Raw genomic sequence first — 18,814 nt, 5'->3', positions numbered from 1 at the left:
CCGACCCGGCCGGGAAGGCGGGAGTATCCACTCCCGGCCGGGTCAGCGCCTCGGTGGACCAGGCGTTCCGATCAGAGGTCGAAGTAGTAGCCGATGATCCCGTCGAACCAGCGTCCGCAGCAGGTGATACGGGTTTCCTCGGCGAAGCCGCCGGCCTCCGCGATCATCGGAGCCTCATACGCGAGTTCGGTGCCATTCATTCCGTTTTCTCCTTTGTCGGTTCCCGGCCGATTTCCTTCCAATTCTCGGCCGATGACTAATCTGCCACTCGGGAAGCGTGTGCACTTGGAGGAAATCACCGTCTTCGTACGGTCCTCTGGTGGAATACCGAGCGGGCGGCGAGCAGTTGGCTCGGCGGTCGCCCGGTCAGGGCGGTGCATTCCCGGCTCAGATGGGCCGGGTCGCAGAAACCACAGTCCATGGCGGCGCGGACGGCGGCCTGACCGGTTGCCAGCAGGCGCAGCGCACGACGCAGGCGCAGTGCACGGGCCGCGACTTTCGGAGAGAGCCCGATCTGCTCCCGGAAACGGCGCGCCAGCTGGTTCTGGCTCCAGGCGACATCGGCGGCCAACCGCCTGATGGGAATCCTGCCTCCGGTCTCCACGAGCCGCCGCCAGGCCTGCCGCAGCGGCACCGGGCACGGCGGATTCGCTGCCTGGCGCTCCACGAGGGCCGCGTCGATCACGGCGCGGCGGGCCGCCCAGTCCCTGGTGCCGGAGACATTCCTCGCCACGGCGTGGACGAGGGAACCCGGGAAACGGTCCCGGTCGTTGATCGCGGCCCCCAGGTCCTCCGGCGATGTGCCGAAAAGACGGAACACGGCCCATGGTTCCAGGGCCACCTCCACGCCGGTCCCGTGTTCTCCGTCCCCCAACGTGTCGCCTGTAGGGGTTTTCAGCCCGGACAGCAACGAGTCGATCAGCACTGGGGGAACATCCGGGTGGCGTTCCGTACCGCGCTCGGCGAGCAAGATCATGCGAACGCGGCCGTCGGTGGTGAGAGAGTGCGGGACACCGTCAGCGCACGGAAAAACGCGGTAGCAGAGCACCTCACCGCGTAATCGGGGATCGGGTAGAGCAACGTCGGGCTGTGCCGGGACAAGGGATGGAGCATCCGGCACAGCCGGGTGCTCGCGGAAACGGCGGTGTGGAGCCTCCTCATAGCGCATGTTCTCCCCCATATGTATGACCGAGGTCCATTCATCAGACAGACCTCCGGTGCATGTCGAGTGGCACGCTCGCTGTCGTGGATCATGCGAGCCCGCCGACGCTGCCGGGGCCACGAGAGGCTGCCGCAGGTCAGCGAGACGCTCATCGCCTGGGTGTCCATCACGTTGATGACCCGCCGTCTCACCCGGAAGTCCGTACGGCGGCGGAGCCCACTCACCCAGGCCCGCTCTCGCCGCCTGACAGCGTCAACACTGGTATCGAGCGACAGACGTTCGTTCACCGGTGCGGTCTGAAGGCCGCGGACGCCACTATCCGGTCACGCCGTACCCCCGCTGCTGATCTCGCCCTCCAGGGCGGAGTCCAGCACGCGCTTGGTCAGCTACTACAGCCCGCTCTCCCCGGTCAGCCCCTCTGCGGCAGCGGCGGGCTGCATGCCACGGAAGCGTGCTGCGGCTGTCGCGTACGGCGCAACAGGTTCAAGCGTCCGGGACATCGTGCAGCTTGTCCGTACTGGTCATTGGCGTGCCTGGGGCTTGTCCGGGACACGTCCGGCTGCGGCGCGGTGTTGGCGAACCCCTTGGCCTACGCCGTCGACGCGATGCGCCGCACACTGTCCGACGTCGGCACCGGCTCGGGGAACAGACTCCGCTGCTGGGGCCGGCAGCCACCCATCTCGGTGGAGATCGCGTTCGTCGGCGCACTGGCCTTGTTAGCAGCGGAGCAGGGGGCGCCCCTGGGCACCATTTGACAAATGAGTTGCGTCAGATCAAGCGTTTTTAGGGGGGTACCGGGAGGGGCGGGGCGCCGCACCGGAGGGGGCGTGCCCAGCCGCCAGCTAGCCGCAGTCCGGATGGGCCTCGGCCACCGAGCGCGGAGGTCGCCACCGGCGCCACGTCCGCCGGCCCGTCAGTCGGCGGCGGCGCCGCCCCCCATGGTCCAGAGTTCCATCGGGTTGCCGCTGCGCGTCAGAGCCGAGTTGCACGCGACGGACCGTAGATGGAGGCCGTGCGGCTCCGCACCGCGGCCGATCTCCTGGGACACGCGCGGCCGCTGCTCCGGGACCACCGGGCCGGCGCCCGTGAGCTCCGCTTCGTGGGGCACCGGCTCGCCGAGGCGCTGCATGACGCGCTGCGGGTGGCCGAGAGCCGGGGGCGGCGGCTGGAGGAGGACGGGGAAGAGACCACGGCCGAGCAGAGTTAGTAGAAGCATGAACAACAACGTGGACGTCGTGGTCATCGGCGCCGGGCAGGCGGGGCTGTCCGGGGCCTACCACCTGCGGCGGGCCGGGTACGAGCCGGGCTCGGGCTTCGTCGTGCTCGACCACGCGCCCGCGCCCGGCGGGGCGTGGCAGTTCCGGTGGCCGTCGTTGACGTACGGCAAGGTGCACGGGATGTACGACCTGCCCGGCATGCGGCTGACCAGCGACGACGCGGATCCCGAGCGGCCCTCGTCCGAGGTGGTCCCCGCGTACTTCGCCCGGTACGAGCGCACTTTCGATCTGCGGGTCGTCCGGCCCGTGCACGTCGCCGCCGTACGCGACGGGGACGATGGCCGACTCCACGTCGAGACCTCGGCCGGAACGTGGTCCGCGCGGGCGCTGATCAACGCGACCGGGACCTGGGACCGGCCGTTCTGGCCGCGCTACCCCGGACAGGAGACCTTCCGGGGACGGCAGCTCCACACCGCCCAGTACCCGGGGCCCGAGCCATTCGCGGAGCGGCGGGTGATCGTCGTCGGGGGCGGCGCCTCCGGGGTACAGCATCTGCTGGAGATCGCGGAGGTCGCGGCGGAGACCACCTGGGTGACGCGGCGCCCGCCGGTGTTCCGTGAGGGGCCGTTCGGCGAGGAACAGGGGCGGGCGGCCGTGGCGCTGGTCGAGGAGCGGGTGCGGCGGGGACTGCCGCCGAAGAGCGTGGTGTCCGTGACCGGGCTGCCCATGACGGAGGCGATGCGGCGCGCCCGGGAGAAGGGGGTGCTGGAGCGGCTGCCGATGTTCGAGCGGATCACCCCGGACGGGGTGACCTGGGCGGATGGGCGCCACGTCGAGGCGGACATCATCCTCTGGGCCACCGGTTTCCGCGCCGCGATCGACCATCTTGCCCCGCTGAGGCTGCGCGAGCGGGGTGGTGGGATCGCCGTCGAGGGGACCAGGGCGGTCCGCGATCCGCGGGTGCATCTGGTCGGCTACGGGCCGTCGGCCAGCACGGTCGGCGCCAACCGGGCGGGCCGGGCGGCCGTCCGGGACATCCGGGCACTGCTGGAGGGAGTCCCGACGGCACCCCTCGCCACGGCCTCGGCCACCGTCTCGGCCACGGCCCCGGCCACCGTCTCGGGCGCACACCACGCCCTGGGCTCAGCCACCATCACGGCCACGGCCCCGGCCAACGACTCGGGCGCACACCACGCCCTGGGCTCAGCCACCATCACGGCCACGGCCCCGGCCAACGACTCGGGCGCACACCACGCCCCGGATGCAGCCACCGTCACGAGCGCGCCCCACGCCCCGAACCCGGCCACCGCCCCTGGCCGGGTCTCTGCCCCGGCACCGGTGGCCGCCGGTCGGGGCCACGCGCTGGGGTCTTCCTCGTAGCGGATCCGGCGGGGGCTCGGGCTGCGAAGGTCCGCGGCCACCCGAACATCCGCAGCGCGCAGATGCGCGGACCCGGCACGCGCCCGGCGGCGCGGTCGGGGACGGCACCCACAACGCTGCGGGGGGACCGTCTCGACAACACGGCGGGGACGGGGCCGACAACACGGCGGGCGGACCGCCCGATCACGCGGCGCGGCCGAGAGCGGCGCCCGGAACGCGGCGGGCGCGGGCCCGACGGCGCCGCGGGAGACGGGCCCGCCACCGTGCCGCCCGGAGACCGCGTCACACCGCCGGTCTGGGGGCGAACGTCGAGTCCCGTACCACGAGTTCCGGCTGGAGGACGATCCGGCGGTGCTGATGGCCGGTCGCCTCCTCACTGGTTTCCTCGATCAGCAGTTCGGCCGCCGCACGCCCCATGCGGAACGCCGGCTGCCGTACCGACGTCAGCGGCACCGCGGCCGCCGCCGCGAACTCGATGTCGTCGTATCCCACCAACGCCACCTCCCCCGGCACCGAGACGCCGGCCGCGAAGAGCGCCTGGAGCACGCCCAGCGCCAGCAGGTCGTTGGCGCAGAACACCGCCGTCGGCCGCGGTGAGATGCCCAGTAGCCGCGCGCCCGCGTCCCGGCCCGACGCCACGTCCAGCAGCTCGGCCTCGATGTGCACCATCGACTCCGCCGGCAGCCCCTCCTCCGCGAACGCGCGGAGCAGCCCGGCGCGCCGGTCCTGGCACTGCGGGAGTTGCATGGGGCCGCTGACGTAGACCACGGAGCGGTGTCCCTGGGCGATCAGGTGGCGGCCGGCGAGCGCCCCGCCCGCGATGTCGTCGACCGACACCGAGCAGGCGTCGGCGCTGGGCACCTCGCGGTCCACGAAGACGAACGGGATGTCATGGCGCCGGAAGCTCTCCAGGTTGGTGCCGGTGACATCGGCCGGGGTGACCAGCACGCCCCGGACCCGGTGCTCGGCGAAGAGGCCGAGGTAGTCGGCCTCCTCCTCGGGGCTCTGGGCACTGTTGCACACCATCACGCCCAGTCCGGCCTCGCGCGCCGCGCGCTCCGCGCCGGTCGCCACGTCCACGAAGAAGGGGTTCGCCATGTCCAGCACCAGCAGCGAGATGATCCGGCTGCGCCCGGCCCGCAGCTGGCGTGCGGACTCCTGGCGTACGTAGCCCAGCCGCTCGATCACGGCCTGCACCCGGTCGCGGGTGGCCTCGGCGACCATCTCGGGCCGGTTGATCACGTTCGATACGGTGCCGACCGACACTCCCGCCTGCCGCGCGACGTCCTTGATCCCCACCATGCGTCCCACGACCCCGACCATCCGCCTTCCCGCGACCCACCACGGTCGCGGGACCATGGTAGTGCCCTGTTCGACCGGTCGGGCAGGACCGGGCCGCGCCGCACACAGCCGCCCAGCCACGGACCAGGCGCGCCGCCCCCGGGCCGCCGCACACAGCGGCTCAGCGTGACCGGGCCAGGCTCGATCCGCGGACGACGAGTTCGGGCTGGAGGACGATCCGCTGGTGACGGTGGTCCCCGGCGCGCTTCCCCGTCTCCTCGATCAGCAGTTCGGCCGCCGCGTGTCCCATCCGGAACGCCGGCTGCCGTACCGACGTCAGCGGCACCGCGGCCGCCGCCGCGAACTCGATGTCGTCGTACCCCACCAACGCCACCTCCCCCGGCACCGACACCCCCGCCCCGTACAGCGCCTGGAGCACCCCCAGCGCCAGCAGGTCGTTGGCACAGAACACCGCCGTCGGCCGCGGTGAGATGCCCAGCAGCCGCGCGCCCGCGTCCCGGCCCGAGACCACATCCAGCCGCTCCACCTCGACATGGCGCAGCGCGGACGCGCCGAGGCCCTCCGCGCGCAGGGCGCGCAGCGCGCCCTCGCGGCGGTCGCGGCACTGGGCCAGCCGCATCGGCCCGCTCACATAGGCGATGGCGCGATGGCCGAGGCCGAGGAGGTGGCGGACGGCGAGTTGGCCGCCGGTGACGTCGTCGACCGAGACCGAGCAGCCCTCGGCGCTGGGCAGCACCCGGTCGACGAGGACGAAGGGGATGGGCCGCCGCCGGAAGGAGGCGAGGTTGCGCCCGGTCATATCGGCCGGGGTCATCAGCACGCCGCGCACCCGCTGCTCGGCGAAGAGGCCGAGGTAGACGGCCTCCGCCTCGGGGCTGTGCGCGCTGTTGCACACCATCACCCCCAGCCCCGCCTCCCGCGCCGCGCGCTCCGCGCCGCGTGCGATCTGTGCGAAGAACGGGTTGGCCATGTCCAGCACCAGCAGCGCGACGATGCGGCTGTGGCCGGCCCGCAGCTGGCGTGCGGACTCCTGGCGTACGTAGCCCAGCCGCTCGATCACGGCCTGCACCCGGTCGCGGGTGGCCTCGGACACCGACTCCGGGCGGTTGATGACGTTGGAAACGGTGCCGACCGAGACCCCGGCCTCGCGTGCCACCTCCTTGATGCCCACCCCGGACGCCATCAAGAAGGGAGCTTGAAGTCGATGACGCGGAGGGCGGAGGGCGTGGTGCCGCTGGATTTCCGCTGGTACAGAAACGACAGGACACCGTCCTGGGCGAGGCGGGTGTCGTCCACGACGACCTCGCCGAAGGCGTTCAGACCGCTGCCGTCGAAGAGGGTCTTCCAGTCCGTCCAGCCCGAGGATTTGGACGCGGCCACGATCCGGCCGTACGGCATCACGGCGTAGGCGTTGTCGTAGCGGTCGAAGACCAGGTGGGTGCGCTGGCTGGAGCCGAGGGGCACCGGGATCTCGGTCTTCTTCCAGGTGCCGGCCGCGTCCTTGGAGAGGTGGAAGACGCGGCCGTTGGACGTCCGGTCGGCCACGTAGTCGGTGGTGCACTGGCCGAAGCGGCCGGGGACATAGCTGATCAGGGCGTGGGGCAGGCCGGCGGAGTCGGTGGCCTGGCTCTCCTGGTTCATCAGCGAGTGGTCGGGGTTGAGCGGATCGACGACCGTTCCGGCGTCGCCGACCGCCACCGTGTCAAAGCCGCCGGTGGTGCCGACGACGGCGCCCGCCGCGTTGCGCCAGGTGCGGCCGCGGTCGGAGCTGTAGACGTAGCCGGTGTCGTGGTTGGTGAGGCCGCCGCTCGTGCACATCACCGCGTTGTTCTGCTCGCGCCAGGTGTAGAAGGCGTGCAACCGGCCGTCGGGCCCGTAGTCGATGCCGTGCAGATACATGTTGCGGGCGGTGCTGGAGCCGTGCTCGCTGGTGTAGGTGCCGGTGGCGGAGGACCAGGCGCCGAGGTCGGTCCAGGTGTTTCCGTCGTACTCGGCGAGCGCGTTGCGGCCGTTGCCGGAGACGCCGGTGCGGTAGCTGAGCTGGAGCCGGCCCTCGGGGGTGGCGATGAACTGGGGATAGGTGAACTGGGAGGTGAGCGCGAGGCCGTCGAGGGTGGTCTGGACGGCGCCGAACTGGCCGCTGGTCCAGGGGTGTCCGGCGGGGTCGTCCAGCAGCCCGGCCACCGACTTCACGTAGAAGAAGCCGCTGCTGTGGGAGTCCATGTTCAGGTGCAGCCGGCCGTCGATCCGCGAGACACCCATGGAGATGACGTTGTGCGAGTCGTCGGCGGTGAGCCGGTGCGGCAGCGTGACGGTCTGCCAGCTCCGCTCGCTGAGGGCGCGGCGTGCGACGACCGCGCTGCGGTCGCCGGTGTACCAGACGGCGTACTGATAGCCCTTGTAGGTGAGCAGCCCGTTCTTCTGGAAGGCGTTGTTGTTGACCAGGCCGTTGTACGACTCGAAGTACAGGGCCCTGGGGTCGAGCTGGGTGTCGGCGAGCCGGCTGACCGCGGGCCCTGGGGCGGCCGCGGCGGCGGCCGTGCCCGGGGTCGCGGCGCCGAGCAGGGCGGTGGCGAGCACGACGGCGGCAAGTGATCTCATCTTGAGCGTCTCCGTCCTGGGCGTGGGTGGAGGGGCCGTGCGGCGGGTCCGGGGCGCGGGGCCCCGGACCGGCGCCTAGGCGAGGTGGAACACTTCGGTGAGCGGTTTCATCGCCTCATCCGGTCGCGCGCCGTCGAGCGCCTCGAAGAAGGGCGCCATCTCCGCCTGCCAGCGGGCGTTGACCTCGGTGGCGGCCATCGCGGCCTGGGCCGCCTCGAAGTCCTCGGTCTCCAGATAGCCGACGAGCAACCCGTCCTCGCGCAGGAAGAGCGAGTAGTTGTGCCAGCCGGTCTCCGAGAGCGCGGCCCGCATCTCGGGCCAGACGGCCGCGTGCCGCTCGCGGTACTCCTCGATCCGGTCCTGGCGGACCTTCAGCAGAAAACACACCCGCCGCATCACCGGCCGCCTCAGAAGTGGTACTTGTCGATGTTGGACTTGTCGAAGACGGTGGGCGGGCCGAGGATGACCTCGCCGTCCTTGCCGACCGTGTACTCGCCGAGCTTCCCGGCCGTGAACTTCTCCCCCTCGGCCCCGGTGATCTGTCCGGAGGCGAGCGCGGCCGCGGCGTACGAACCGAGGTAGCCGAGCTTCTTGGGGTCCCACAGCGCGAACTGCTCGACGGTGCCGTCCTTGACGTACTTGCGCATCTGGTTGGGCGTGCCCAGGCCGTTCAGCACGACCTTGCCCTTGTACGAGGAGCCGCTGATGTAGCGGGCGGCCGCGGCGATGCCCACCGTGGTGGGCGAGATGATGCCCTTGAGCTTCGGATACGCCTTGAGCAGGCCCTGGGTCTCCTGGAAGGATTTCTGGTCGTCGTCGTCCCCGTACACCGTCTTGACCAGCTTCATGTTCTTGTAGGCGGGCTTGCTCAGCTCGTCCTTCATGAACTCGATCCAGGTGTTCTGGTTGGTCGCGTTCTGGGTGGCCGACAGGATCGCGATCTCGCCCTTGTAGTCGAGCTGCTCGGCGAGGTGCTGGACCTGGCTGCGGCCGATCTCCTCGGAGCTGGCCTGGTTGATGAAGAGCTGGCGGCAGGCCGGGGCGGTGTCGGAGTCGTACGCCACGACCTTGATGTCCTTCTTCATGGCCTGCTTGAGCGGGCCGCAGACCGCGTTGGGGTCGTTGGCCGCGATCAGGATGGCGTCCTGCCGCTGCTGGACCAGGGTGTTGATGTACGACACCTGGGAGGAGGCGCTGGCGTCGGACGGGCCGACCTCCTTGCCCTTGCCGCCGAACTCCCCGGCGGCGGCGATCCCCGCCTCGTCCACGATCTTCTCGTAGGGGTTGTTGATCTGCTTGGGCAGGTAGGCCAGTTTGAGGCCCTTCTTCAGCGGCGCGTCGGGGTCGGCCTTGGCGTCGCTCTTGGCGGCGCCGCCGTTGTCGTTGTCCTTCTTGGTGGTGCCGCCGCAGCCGGCCAGGGCCACGGCCAGGGCGCAGACCGCCGCGGCGGTGGCGGCGGCGCGGTGGCGGTGCTGTTCGGGGGAACGCTGGAACATGAGGAGACCTTTCGCGGTGCGTGCGTGGGTGGCGCGTGCGTGCGTGATGCGGTGCCGTGCGTGCGTGGCGCGGCGCGCCTGGGTGGATCAGCCGGCCTGGGCGGCGGCGCGCCGGTGGCGCCAGGCGCTCACGGTGGTGATCAGACGGGGGGTGAGGACGGAGGCCACCAGCAGCAGTCCGGTGACGATCACCTGGACCTCGTTGGCCACGTCGTTGAGGGTCAGCAGGTTCTTCAGGACGCCGATGAGCAGCACCCCGGCGACGGCGCCGAACAGCGTGCCCTTGCCGCCGTCGAAGTCGACGCCGCCCAGCAGGACGGAGGCGATCACGAGCATCTCGAAGCCCTGCCCGTTGTCGGCCCGTGCGCTGCCGTACCGCAGGGTGAACACGATCCCCGCGAAGGCCGAGATCAGCCCGCTGACGACGAACAGCAGCAGCTTGACGCGTTTGACGCGGATGCCCGCGAAGTACGCGGCGTCCTCCTGGGCCCCGATGGCGAACAGCGACCGGCCCAGCCCGGTGGCGTGCAGCACCACGGCGGCGACGGCGGCCAGCACGATGAACAGCACCACGGGGTAGGTGAGGAAGGTGCCGGGCACGGTGGTGGTGTCCACGGCCCACTTGGCGTACGTCTCGGGGAAGTCGGTGATGGCGCCCGTGCCGAGCACCACCGAGGCCAGTCCACGGTAGAGGGCGAGCGTGCCGATGGTGACGGCGAGCGAGGGCAGCCCGACCCGGGTCACCAGCCAGCCGTTGATCAGCCCGCCGACCACCCCGACCAGCAGCACGATCGGCACGATGGTCTCGAACGCCCAGCCCGCGTCCCACAGTTCGCCGGTGAGCGCGCTGGCCAGGCCGAGCATCGAGGCCACCGACAGGTCCACCTGCCCGGCCACCACCAGCAGCGTCATCGGCAGCGCCATCAGCGCCACCTCGGCGATGTCGTTGAAGGCGAAGGCGAGGTTGTCGTGGCTCGCGAAGCCGTCCGTGGTGCCCAGGCCGGTGATGAAGACGGCCACCAGCAGCACCCCGACGGCGGTGTCCCACCTGAGCTTGATCGCGCTGAGCTTCATCGTGCGCTCCTCTTCCTCAGCGCACGGGTCATGCGCACCCTCACGATCCGGTCCACGCTGATGGCCGCCAGCAGCAGCGCACCCGCGATGGCGTCCTGCCAGAAGGAGTCGACCTTCAGCACGGCCAGGGCGCCGCTGATGGTGGTGAGCAGCAGCGCGCCCAGCGCCGCGCCCCACACCGTCCCGGTGCCGCCGACGATGGCGACGCCGCCGACCACCACCGCGCTGACCACGGTCAGCTCCCAGCCGTGCGCGTTGTCCGCGACGACGGTGCCGAAGCGGGCCAGCCACAGCGCGCCCGCGAAGCCCGAGACGGCGCCGGAGAACAGATACGCGCCGAGCACCCGCCGCCGGATCGGCACCCCGGCCAGCCGGGCGGCCTCCGGGCTGGAGCCGATGGCGTACAGCTCACGGCCGCCGCGGTAGGTGCGCAGGACGTACGCGGTGCCGGCCAGCACCACGAAGGAGATCAGCGGGAGATACGGGACGCCCAGCACGCTGCCGCTGCCCAGGTCCAGCACGGACTGCGGCACATCGGCCGCGTTGATCTGCGCTCCTTGCGCCCACCAGTAGTCGACGCCCTGGATGATGTAGAGCATCCCGAGGGTCACCACCAGCGCGGGCACCCGCCCGAAGCTCACCAGCGCCCCGCTGACGACGCCGCAGCCCGCGCCGACGAGGACGCCGAGGACCAGGACCGTCAGCACCCCGTGGTCGGTGCCGGAGACGAACTTCCCGCAGGCGAACGCGGACAGCCCCACCACGGAGCCGACCGACAGATCGATGTTGCGGGTGATGACCACCACCGACTGCCCGACCGCGAGCAGCACCAGGATGGCCGCGTTGAGCAGCAGGTCCTTGATGCCCTGGCCATCGAGGAAGCGCGGCTCGGCGATCCAGGTGAACAGCACCAGCAGGACGAGGGCCCCGGCGATGCTGATCTCCCGCGCGCGGAAGACGGCGTCGACGAGCGAACGCGCCGAGCGGGCCGTCTCCGGCGCGGCGGCGGGTTGCCCGGGTTTCTGGATGGTCGCGCTCACGTGCGGGTCCCTTCTGCGGTGGCGCCGTTGGCGCCGGTGGGCCCGGTGGCGCCCGTGTCACCGGTGGCGTGGGGGTGCCCGCTCGCGCCGGTGGCGCGGGGGAGCCCGGTCGCGGCGGCCTCACCGGCGACACCGGCGCCATCGGCGCCATTCGTGAGCCCGGTCGCGGCTGCCATGACGGACTCCTCGGTGGCCTCGGCGCGCGGGATCTCGGCGACCAGCCGGCCCTCGTGCATCACCAGGACCCGGTCGGCCATGCCCAGCACCTCGGGCAGATCGGAGGAGATCATCAGCACCGCGAGCCCGTCGGCGGCCAGTGCCGACAGCAGCCGGTGCACCTCGGCCTTGGTGCCGACGTCGATCCCGCGGGTGGGCTCGTCGACGATGAGCACCGTGGGCTCGGTCGCCAGCCACTTGGCGAGGACGACCTTCTGCTGGTTGCCGCCGGAGAGCACCCCGACGTGGTCGGCGAGACTGCCGTACTTCAGCTGGAGCCGGACCGCCCAGTCGGCCGCGCGGCCGCGCTCCAGAGCCCGTTTGACCAGCCCCGCGCGGCCCAGCCGGTCGAGACCGGTCAGCCCGATGTTCCGTTCGATGGACATCTCCATCACCAGACCGCGCTGGCGCCGGTCCTCGGGGACCAGCGCGAGCCCGGCGTCCATGGCGGCGGTCGGCGAACCGGGCCGCAGCACCGTCCCGTCGACCCGCACCTCGCCCGCGTCCGCCCGGTCCACGCCGAAGACGGCCTGGGCGACCTCGGTGCGCCCGGCGCCGACCAGACCGGCGAGCGCGACGATCTCACCGCGCCGCACCTCGAACGAGACGTCCCGGAAGACGCCTTCGCGGGTCAGCCGCCGCACCGACAGCGCGGTCTCCCCGACCCGGCTGTCCTGTTTGGGGTAGAGCTCGGTCAGCTCCCGGCCCACCATGCGGCGGACCAGATCGTCCTGGGTCAGCCCGGCCAGTGGTTCGGAGGCCACCCACCGGCCGTCCCGCAGGGTGGTGACCCGCTGGCAGAGCTCGAAGATCTCCTCCAGGCGGTGGGAGATGAACAGCACGGCGGCGCCCTCGGCGCGCAGCGCCGTCACGACCGAGAAGAGCCGGGCGGTCTCGCTTCCGGTCAGCGCCGCCGTCGGCTCGTCCATGATCAGCACCCGGGCGTCGAAGGAGAGCGCCTTGGCGATCTCGACGATCTGCTGATCGGCGATGGACAGGCCCCTGGCCGGCCGGTCCGGGTCGAGGTCGTCGCCGAGCCGCGCCATCAGGGCGGCGGTGGAGCTCCGTACGGCCTTGTGGTCGATGCGGCCCAGGGCCCGGCGGGGCTGCCGGCCCATGAAGATGTTCTCGGCGATGGACAGATCGGGGAAGAGCGTCGGCTCCTGGTAGATGACGGCGATGCCGACGTCACGGGCGTCGGCGGGGCCGTGGAAGACCACCGGCTCACCGTCGAGCAGCACCCGGCCGGAGTCGGGCCGGTGCACCCCGGCGAGGGTCTTGATGAGCGTCGACTTGCCCGCCCCGTTCTCACCGGCCAGGGCGTGGGCCTCACCGGCGAAGAGCTGGAGCGAGACGTCCCGGAGGGCCCGTACGGCGCCGAAGGATTTGTTCACCCCCTCGAGGGCGAGGACCGGCACACCGGTCGAAGCAGGCTGGCTCACGGGGTCTCCTGATCACTTACCCAACGCAACAAATGAAATGTTTCAATGCGGATTCCGGGAAGCTAGCCTTGCGTTATGCGCCCGTCAAGGGGGTACGCACGGGATAAAACTCCTCACGTTTCAGACCCGCCTGACACGCCATCCCTTCTTGACGCACGACCGGCTGCACGGCTAGGTTTCTTGAATCGTTTCATGCCAAGGAGACTCATGTCTGACGTTCCGGCCGTGAAGGCGGCCCTCAAGAGCCAGGCGGTCGAGACGCCGTCATGGGCGTACGGCAACTCCGGAACCCGCTTCAAGGTCTTCGCCCAGCCCGGCGTCCCGCGCTCCCCCCAGGAGAAGCTGGACGACGCCGCGCAGGTGCACGCGTTCACCGGAGTGGCCCCGACCGTGGCCCTGCACATCCCCTGGGACACGGTCGAGGACTACGGGGCGCTCGCCACGTACGCCCGGGAGCGCGGCCTGAAACTGGGCGCCATCAACTCCAACGTCTTCCAGGACGACGACTACAAGCTGGGCTCGGTCACCCACCCCGACCCGGCGGTCCGCCGCAAGGCGCTGGACCACCTCCTGGAATGCGTCGACATCATGGACGCCACGGGCTCCCGGGACCTCAAGCTCTGGTTCTCCGACGGCACCAACTACCCCGGCCAGGACGACATCGCCGCCCGCCAGGACCGCCTCGCCGAGGCGCTGAGCGCGGTCTACGACCGCCTCGGCGAGGGCCAACGGATGCTGCTGGAGTACAAGTTCTTCGAGCCGGCCTTCTACACCACGGACGTCCCGGACTGGGGCACCGCCTACGCCCACTGCCTCAAGCTCGGCCCCAAGGCCCAGGTGTGCGTGGACACCGGCCACCACGCCCCGGGCACCAACATCGAGTTCATCGTCGCCCTCCTGCTGCGCGAGCGGAAACTCGGCGCCTTCGACTTCAACTCCCGCTTCTACGCGGACGACGACCTGATGGTGGGCGCCGCCGACCCCTTCCAGCTCTTCCGGATCATGTACGAGGTGGTCCGCGGCGGCGGGCTGACCTCGGGGGTCGCCTTCATGCTCGACCAGTGCCACAACATCGAACCGAAGATCCCGGCGATCATCCGTTCCGTGATGAACGTCCAGGAGGCCACCGCCAAGGCCCTCCTGGTCGACCGGGACGCCCTCGCCGCCGCCCAGGGCTCGGGCGATGTGCTCGGCGCCAACGCGGTCCTGATGGACGCGTACAACACCGATGTCCGCCCCCTCCTCGCCGAGGTGCGCGAGGAACTGGGCATCGACCCCGACCCGATGGCGGCGTACCGGGCCTCCGGCTGGGCGGAGCGGATCGTGGCGGAGCGCGTCGGAGGACAGCAGGCGGGCTGGGGCGCATGACCCCGCCGCTCGGTGGGCCGACACCCGAAGTGGGCCAACACACGAAGAGGACGACATGACCGCACAACCGCATCCCGAGGCGGCCGCGCTGCTGGACCGCTCACACCGGCTCGGCTCCGATCCGCGCAACACCAACTACGCGGGCGGGAACACCTCCGCCAAGGGCACCGCCCCCGACCCCGTCACGGGCCAGGACGTCGAGCTGATGTGGGTCAAGGGCTCCGGTGGCGACCTGGGCACCCTCACCCACTCCGGCCTCGCCGCACTCCGCCTGGACCGGCTCCGCGCGCTCACCGACGTCTACCCCGGGGTGGACCGCGAGGACGAGATGGTCGCGGCCTTCGACTACTGCCTGCACGGCAAGGGCGGTGCCGCGCCGTCCATCGACACCGCCATGCACGGCCTGGTCGACGCCGCCCACGTCGACCACCTCCACCCCGACTCCGGTATCGCCCTGGCCTGCGCGGCCGACGGCGAGGCCCTCACCAAGGAGTGCTTCGGCAACCAGGTGGTGTGGGTGCCCTGGCGCCGTCCCGGCTTCCAGCTGGGCCTGGACATCGCCGCCATCAAGAAGGCCAACCCGCAGGCCATCGGCTGTATCCTCGGCGGCCACGGCATCACCGCCTGGGGTGACACCTCCGCCGAGTGCGAGGCCAACTCGCTGCGCATCATCCGTACCGCCGAGGAGTTCCTCACCGCGCGCGGCAAGGCCGACCCCTTCGGTCCGGTCGTCCACACCACCCTCCCGCCCGCCGAACGCCGCGCCCGCGCGGCGGCCCTGGCCCCCGTCATCCGCGGCCTGGTCTCCACCGACCGCCCCCAGGTGGGCCACTTCACGGACTCCGACACCGTCCTGGACTTCGTCGCGCGCGCCGAACACCCGCGGCTGGCCGCGCTCGGCACCTCCTGCCCGGACCACTTCCTGCGCACCAAGGTCCGCCCCCTGGTGCTGGACCTCCCCCCGGACGCACCGCTCGACGAGACGATCGCCCGCCTCAAGGAACTCCACACCGCCTACCGCACCGACTACGCCGCCTACTACCAACGCCACGCCACCCCCGACTCCCCGGCGATGCGCGGCGCGGACCCCGCGATCGTGCTGGTCCCCGGGGTGGGGATGTTCAGCTACGGCAAGGACAAGCAGACGGCCCGGGTGGCCGGCGAGTTCTACGTCAACGCGATCAACGTGATGCGCGGTGCCGAGGCGGTCTCCCGCTACGCGCCCATCGAGGAGTCGGAGAAGTTCCGCATCGAGTACTGGGCGCTGGAGGAGGCCAAGCTCCAGCGCATGCCGAAGGCCAAGCCCCTCGCCACCCGGATCGCCCTGGTGACCGGCGCGGGGTCGGGCATCGGCAAGGCGATCGCACACCGCCTGGTGGCCGAGGGCGCATGTGTGGTGGTGGCGGACATCAACGCCGGCTCCGCTGCTGACGTGGCCGCCGAACTGGGCGGCCCGGACAAGGCCACGGCCGTCACCGTGGACGTCACCGACGAGGAGCGGATCAAGGCGGCGTTCGACCAGGCGGCCCTGGCCTTCGGCGGGGTGGACATCCTGGTCAACAACGCGGGCATCTCCATCTCCAAGCCCCTGCTGGAGACCACCGCCGAGGACTGGGACCTCCAGCACTCCATCATGGCGCGCGGCAGCTTCCTGGCCGCACGCGAGGCGGCCCGCGTGCTGATCGCCCAGAACATGGGCGGCGACATCGTCTACATCGCCTCCAAGAACTCGGTGTTCGCGGGCCCGAACAACATCGCGTACTCCGCGACCAAGGCCGACCAGGCGCACCAGGTCCGCCTGCTCGCCGCCGAGCTGGGCGAACACGGCATCCGCGTCAACGGTGTGAACCCCGATGGGGTGGTCCAGGGCAGCGGCATCTTCGCGGGCGGCTGGGGAGCCAAGCGCGCGGCGGTCTACGGCGTCCCGGAGGAGAAGCTGGGCGAGTTCTACGCCCAGCGCACCCTCCTCAAGCGCGAGGTACTCCCGTCCCACGTGGCGAACGCGGTCTTCGCCCTCGTCGGCGGCGACCTGACGCACACCACGGGTCTGCACGTCCCGGTCGACGCGGGGGTCGCGGCGGCGTTCCTGCGCTGACCCGCGCGAGGGGGACGGGGTCGCGGGGGCCCGGTCCCCGTCCCCAAGGCCCCGTCCCCCGCCGGTACGAAACCACCGTCATCACACCACTCACCACGAGGTCCACGTGCCCGCCCAAGAACACCACTTCGCCGCCGTGGACCTCGGTGCGTCCAGCGGCCGCGTCATGGTCGGCGAGGTCGCCCGCGACCGGCTGACCCTCCACGAGGTGCACCGCTTCCCCAACCAGCCCACCCGTGTCCTGGGCACCCTGCACTGGAACGTCCTGTCCCTGTACCAGGGCGTCCTGGACGGCCTCGGGGCGGCCGCGGCACACACCAGGGGCAGCGGCCTGACCAGCGTCGGCATCGACACCTGGGCGGTCGACTACGGCCTGCTCGCCGCCGACGGCACCCTCCTGGCCAACCCCGTCCACTACCGGGACACCCGCACCACCGGCACGGCCGAAAGGGCCGCGGCGGCGCTCCCGCCCCCGGCCCTCTACGCCGCCACCGGCCTCCAGCACCTCCCCTTCAACACGATCTACCAGCTCATGGCGGCCCAGGGCACCCCCGCCCTCGCCGCCGCCCACCGCCTGCTGCTCATCCCCGACCTCATCGCGTACTGGCTGACGGGCGAGGCCGGCACCGAGCTGACGAACGCCTCCACCACCCAGCTGATCGACCCCCGCACCCGCGACTGGGCCCGCCCCGTGGCCAAGGCCCTCGGGATCGACCTCACGCTCTTCCCTCCGCTGCGCCGTCCGGGCGACCCCGCCGGGACCCTGCGCCAGGACGTCCTCGCCGAAACGGGTCTCACGGCGCCCACCCCCGTCACGGCCGTCGGCTCGCACGACACCGCGTCCGCCGTCGTCGGCGTCCCGGCCACCACGCCCGACTTCGCGTACATCGCCACCGGCACCTGGTCCCTGGCCGGACTCGAACTGGACGCGCCGGTGCTCACGGAGGCGAGCCGCGCGGCCAACTTCACCAATGAGCTGGGCGTGGACGGCACGGTCCGCTATCTGCGCAACATCATGGGCCTGTGGATGCTCCAGGAGTGTGTGCGCAGCTGGGACGCCCGAGGCGGTCTGGCCTCCCGTACGGACCTCACCGCCCTGCTCCGGGAGGCGGCCGAGGCCACTCCGCTGCGCTCGGTGGTCGATGCCGGCGACCCGGCCTTCATCGCCCCGCACGACATGCCCGACCGCATCGCCGACGCCTGCCGCCGCACCGGCCAGCCCGTCCCGCGCACCCCCGCCGAGACCACCCGCTGTGTGCTGGACTCGCTCGCCCTGGCGCACCGCCGGGCGATCGAGGACGCCCAGCGGCTGTCCGGCCGTACGGTCGGCGTGGTGCACATCGTCGGCGGCGGTGCGCGCAACGAGCTCCTGTGCCGGCTCACCGCCGACGCCTGCGGGCTTCCGGTGGTCGCGGGCCCGGCCGAGGCGGCGGCGCTGGGAAACGTCCTGGTGCAGGCCCGTACGGCCGGCAGCGTCAGCGGCGGTCTGGCCGAGTTGCGCACGCTGCTTCACAGCACCCAGCCGCTGAGGCAGTATGAGCCCACAGGTGATCATTCGGCGTGGGACCGGGCAGCCGCCCGGCTGGGGGACGCGCAGGTCACAGGGCAGGCCACCGGGGCTGCCACCGGCCAGGGCCACGAGGAGGAACCGTGCGCGTAGCGCTCTTCATCACCTGCGTCAACGACACCCTCTATCCGCGCACCGGCCAGGCCGTGGTCACGCTTCTGGAACGGCTCGGCGTGGAGGTCGGTTTCCCGGACGCGCAGAGCTGCTGCGGCCAGCCGCAGTTCAACACCGGCTACCGCCACCAGACCGAACCGCTGGTGCGCCGCTACGCCACCGCGTTCCGCGACTACGACTACGTGGTGACCCCCTCGGGTTCGTGCGCGGCGATGGTGCGGGACAACTACCCCCGGATCGGCGCCAAGGCCGCCGCCGAGGGGCGTGGCCAGGAGCTCGCGGACGCGGCCGCCGAGGCCGTCCCCAAGACCTACGAGCTCACCGAGTTCCTCACCGACGTCCTGGAGGTCACCGACGTCGGCGCGTACTACCCGCACACCGTGACCTACCACCCCACCTGCCACGGGCTGCGGATGCTGGGACTCGGCGACCGTCCGCGCTCGCTCCTCGCCGCCGTGCGGGGGCTGACCCTGGTGGAGCTGCCGGGGGCCGAGGAGTGCTGCGGCTTCGGCGGTACGTTCGCCGTCAAGAACGCGGCCGTGTCGGCGGCCATGGGGGCGGACAAGGCGCGCAACATCACCGCGACCGGCGCCGAGGCCGTGTGCACGGTCGACAACTCCTGCCAGATGCACATCGGCGGCACGCTCGCCCGCCAGGGCTCCACGGTCCGTCCGGTGCACATCGCCGAGATCCTGGCCAGCACGGAAGGGAACGTCTGGTGAGCGGAACCCACCAAGCCA

Annotated in this window: 15 protein-coding genes and 1 pseudogene; 6 read left to right on the top strand and 10 right to left on the bottom strand. The window is 71.5% G+C overall.

What is annotated here, in order from left to right; translation table 11 throughout:
- Positions 1–71 precede the first annotated feature (71 nt).
- Positions 72–200: a lasso RiPP family leader peptide-containing protein gene (locus PS467_RS34750; RefSeq protein ID WP_268975648.1), complete on the bottom strand. Its 129-nt coding sequence runs from the start codon at positions 198–200 to the stop codon at positions 72–74.
- Between the two features lie 95 nt (positions 201–295).
- Positions 296–1,168 carry an AraC family transcriptional regulator gene (locus PS467_RS34745; RefSeq protein WP_311038525.1) on the bottom strand — a complete coding sequence of 291 codons (873 nt, stop codon included), beginning with the start codon at positions 1,166–1,168 and terminating at the stop codon, positions 296–298.
- Positions 1,169–2,174: 1,006 nt separating this feature from the next.
- On the opposite strand from PS467_RS34745, the gene PS467_RS34735 reads away from it, so the two are divergent.
- Positions 2,175–2,369, top strand: coding sequence for a hypothetical protein (locus PS467_RS34735; RefSeq protein WP_311038524.1), 195 nt, complete (start codon positions 2,175–2,177; stop codon positions 2,367–2,369).
- Between the two features lie 7 nt (positions 2,370–2,376).
- Positions 2,377–3,447 (top strand): annotated as a pseudogene (locus PS467_RS34730) (NAD(P)-binding domain-containing protein); the annotation flags it as partial.
- Between the two features lie 594 nt (positions 3,448–4,041).
- Here PS467_RS34730 and PS467_RS34725 read toward each other — a convergent pair.
- The 8 genes from PS467_RS34725 to PS467_RS34690 form a co-directional block, all read right to left on the bottom strand.
- A complete protein-coding gene (locus PS467_RS34725; protein ID WP_311040054.1) occupies positions 4,042–5,061 on the bottom strand; it encodes a LacI family DNA-binding transcriptional regulator in 1,020 nt (339 codons plus the stop codon).
- A 160-nt stretch (positions 5,062–5,221) separates the two neighbouring features.
- Positions 5,222–6,244 (bottom strand): LacI family DNA-binding transcriptional regulator, encoded by a 1,023-nt coding sequence (locus PS467_RS34720; protein WP_311040053.1) that lies wholly within the window; start codon positions 6,242–6,244, stop codon positions 5,222–5,224.
- Entirely contained in the window at positions 6,244–7,662 is a 1,419-nt protein-coding gene (locus PS467_RS34715; RefSeq protein ID WP_311038523.1) for a BNR repeat-containing protein, read from the bottom strand. The genes PS467_RS34720 and PS467_RS34715 overlap by 1 nt, the downstream gene beginning before the upstream one ends.
- A gap of 75 nt (positions 7,663–7,737) precedes the next feature.
- Complete coding sequence (locus PS467_RS34710) at positions 7,738–8,058, bottom strand: L-rhamnose mutarotase (protein ID WP_311038522.1); 321 nt, start codon at positions 8,056–8,058, stop codon at positions 7,738–7,740.
- Between the two features lie 11 nt (positions 8,059–8,069).
- Complete coding sequence (gene rhaS, locus PS467_RS34705; protein WP_311038521.1) at positions 8,070–9,158, bottom strand: rhamnose ABC transporter substrate-binding protein; 1,089 nt, start codon at positions 9,156–9,158, stop codon at positions 8,070–8,072.
- 87 nt (positions 9,159–9,245) lie between these two features.
- Positions 9,246–10,232, bottom strand: a complete 987-nt coding sequence (locus PS467_RS34700) for an ABC transporter permease (protein ID WP_311038520.1) — start codon at positions 10,230–10,232, stop codon at positions 9,246–9,248.
- A complete protein-coding gene (locus PS467_RS34695) occupies positions 10,229–11,272 on the bottom strand; it encodes an ABC transporter permease (protein ID WP_311038519.1) in 1,044 nt (347 codons plus the stop codon). The genes PS467_RS34700 and PS467_RS34695 overlap by 4 nt, the downstream gene beginning before the upstream one ends.
- Positions 11,269–12,930, bottom strand: a complete 1,662-nt coding sequence (locus tag PS467_RS34690) for a sugar ABC transporter ATP-binding protein (protein WP_311038518.1) — start codon at positions 12,928–12,930, stop codon at positions 11,269–11,271. The genes PS467_RS34695 and PS467_RS34690 overlap by 4 nt, the downstream gene beginning before the upstream one ends.
- Positions 12,931–13,137: 207 nt before the next feature.
- Here PS467_RS34690 and rhaI point away from each other — a divergent pair, with 207 nt between their 5' ends.
- The 4 genes from rhaI (at position 13,138) to PS467_RS34670 (ending at position 18,796) form a co-directional block, all read left to right on the top strand.
- Positions 13,138–14,298 (top strand): L-rhamnose isomerase, encoded by a 1,161-nt coding sequence (gene rhaI, locus PS467_RS34685; RefSeq protein ID WP_311038517.1) that lies wholly within the window; start codon positions 13,138–13,140, stop codon positions 14,296–14,298.
- 55 nt (positions 14,299–14,353) lie between these two features.
- Positions 14,354–16,393 carry a bifunctional aldolase/short-chain dehydrogenase gene (locus tag PS467_RS34680; RefSeq protein ID WP_311038516.1) on the top strand — a complete coding sequence of 680 codons (2,040 nt, stop codon included), beginning with the start codon at positions 14,354–14,356 and terminating at the stop codon, positions 16,391–16,393.
- 106 nt (positions 16,394–16,499) lie between these two features.
- A complete protein-coding gene (locus PS467_RS34675; protein WP_432280679.1) occupies positions 16,500–18,053 on the top strand; it encodes a rhamnulokinase in 1,554 nt (517 codons plus the stop codon).
- Positions 18,044–18,796: a (Fe-S)-binding protein gene (locus PS467_RS34670; protein WP_311038515.1), complete on the top strand. Its 753-nt coding sequence runs from the start codon at positions 18,044–18,046 to the stop codon at positions 18,794–18,796. The genes PS467_RS34675 and PS467_RS34670 overlap by 10 nt, the downstream gene beginning before the upstream one ends.
- The last annotated feature ends 18 nt before the right edge of the window (positions 18,797–18,814 follow it).

Source organism: Streptomyces luomodiensis, from assembly GCF_031679605.1.
GTDB lineage: Bacteria > Actinomycetota > Actinomycetes > Streptomycetales > Streptomycetaceae > Streptomyces > Streptomyces luomodiensis.
This window is presented reverse-complemented; position numbering and strand designations above follow the sequence as displayed.

Excerpts from the sequence above, each read along its gene's own strand:
- PS467_RS34745 (WP_311038525.1), bottom strand. The coding sequence starts at position 1,168 with ATGCGCTATGAGGAGGCTCCACACCGCCGTTTCCGCGAGCACCCGGCT.
- PS467_RS34750 (WP_268975648.1), bottom strand. The coding sequence starts at position 200 with ATGAATGGCACCGAACTCGCGTATGAGGCTCCGATGATCGCGGAGGCC.
- PS467_RS34680 (WP_311038516.1), top strand. The coding sequence starts at position 14,354 with ATGACCGCACAACCGCATCCCGAGGCGGCCGCGCTGCTGGACCGCTCA.
- rhaS (WP_311038521.1), bottom strand. The coding sequence starts at position 9,158 with ATGTTCCAGCGTTCCCCCGAACAGCACCGCCACCGCGCCGCCGCCACC.
- PS467_RS34725 (WP_311040054.1), bottom strand. The coding sequence starts at position 5,061 with ATGGTGGGGATCAAGGACGTCGCGCGGCAGGCGGGAGTGTCGGTCGGC.
- PS467_RS34720 (WP_311040053.1), bottom strand. The coding sequence starts at position 6,244 with ATGGCGTCCGGGGTGGGCATCAAGGAGGTGGCACGCGAGGCCGGGGTC.
- PS467_RS34700 (WP_311038520.1), bottom strand. The coding sequence starts at position 10,232 with ATGAAGCTCAGCGCGATCAAGCTCAGGTGGGACACCGCCGTCGGGGTG.
- rhaI (WP_311038517.1), top strand. The coding sequence starts at position 13,138 with ATGTCTGACGTTCCGGCCGTGAAGGCGGCCCTCAAGAGCCAGGCGGTC.
- PS467_RS34710 (WP_311038522.1), bottom strand. The coding sequence starts at position 8,058 with ATGCGGCGGGTGTGTTTTCTGCTGAAGGTCCGCCAGGACCGGATCGAG.
- PS467_RS34715 (WP_311038523.1), bottom strand. The coding sequence starts at position 7,662 with ATGAGATCACTTGCCGCCGTCGTGCTCGCCACCGCCCTGCTCGGCGCC.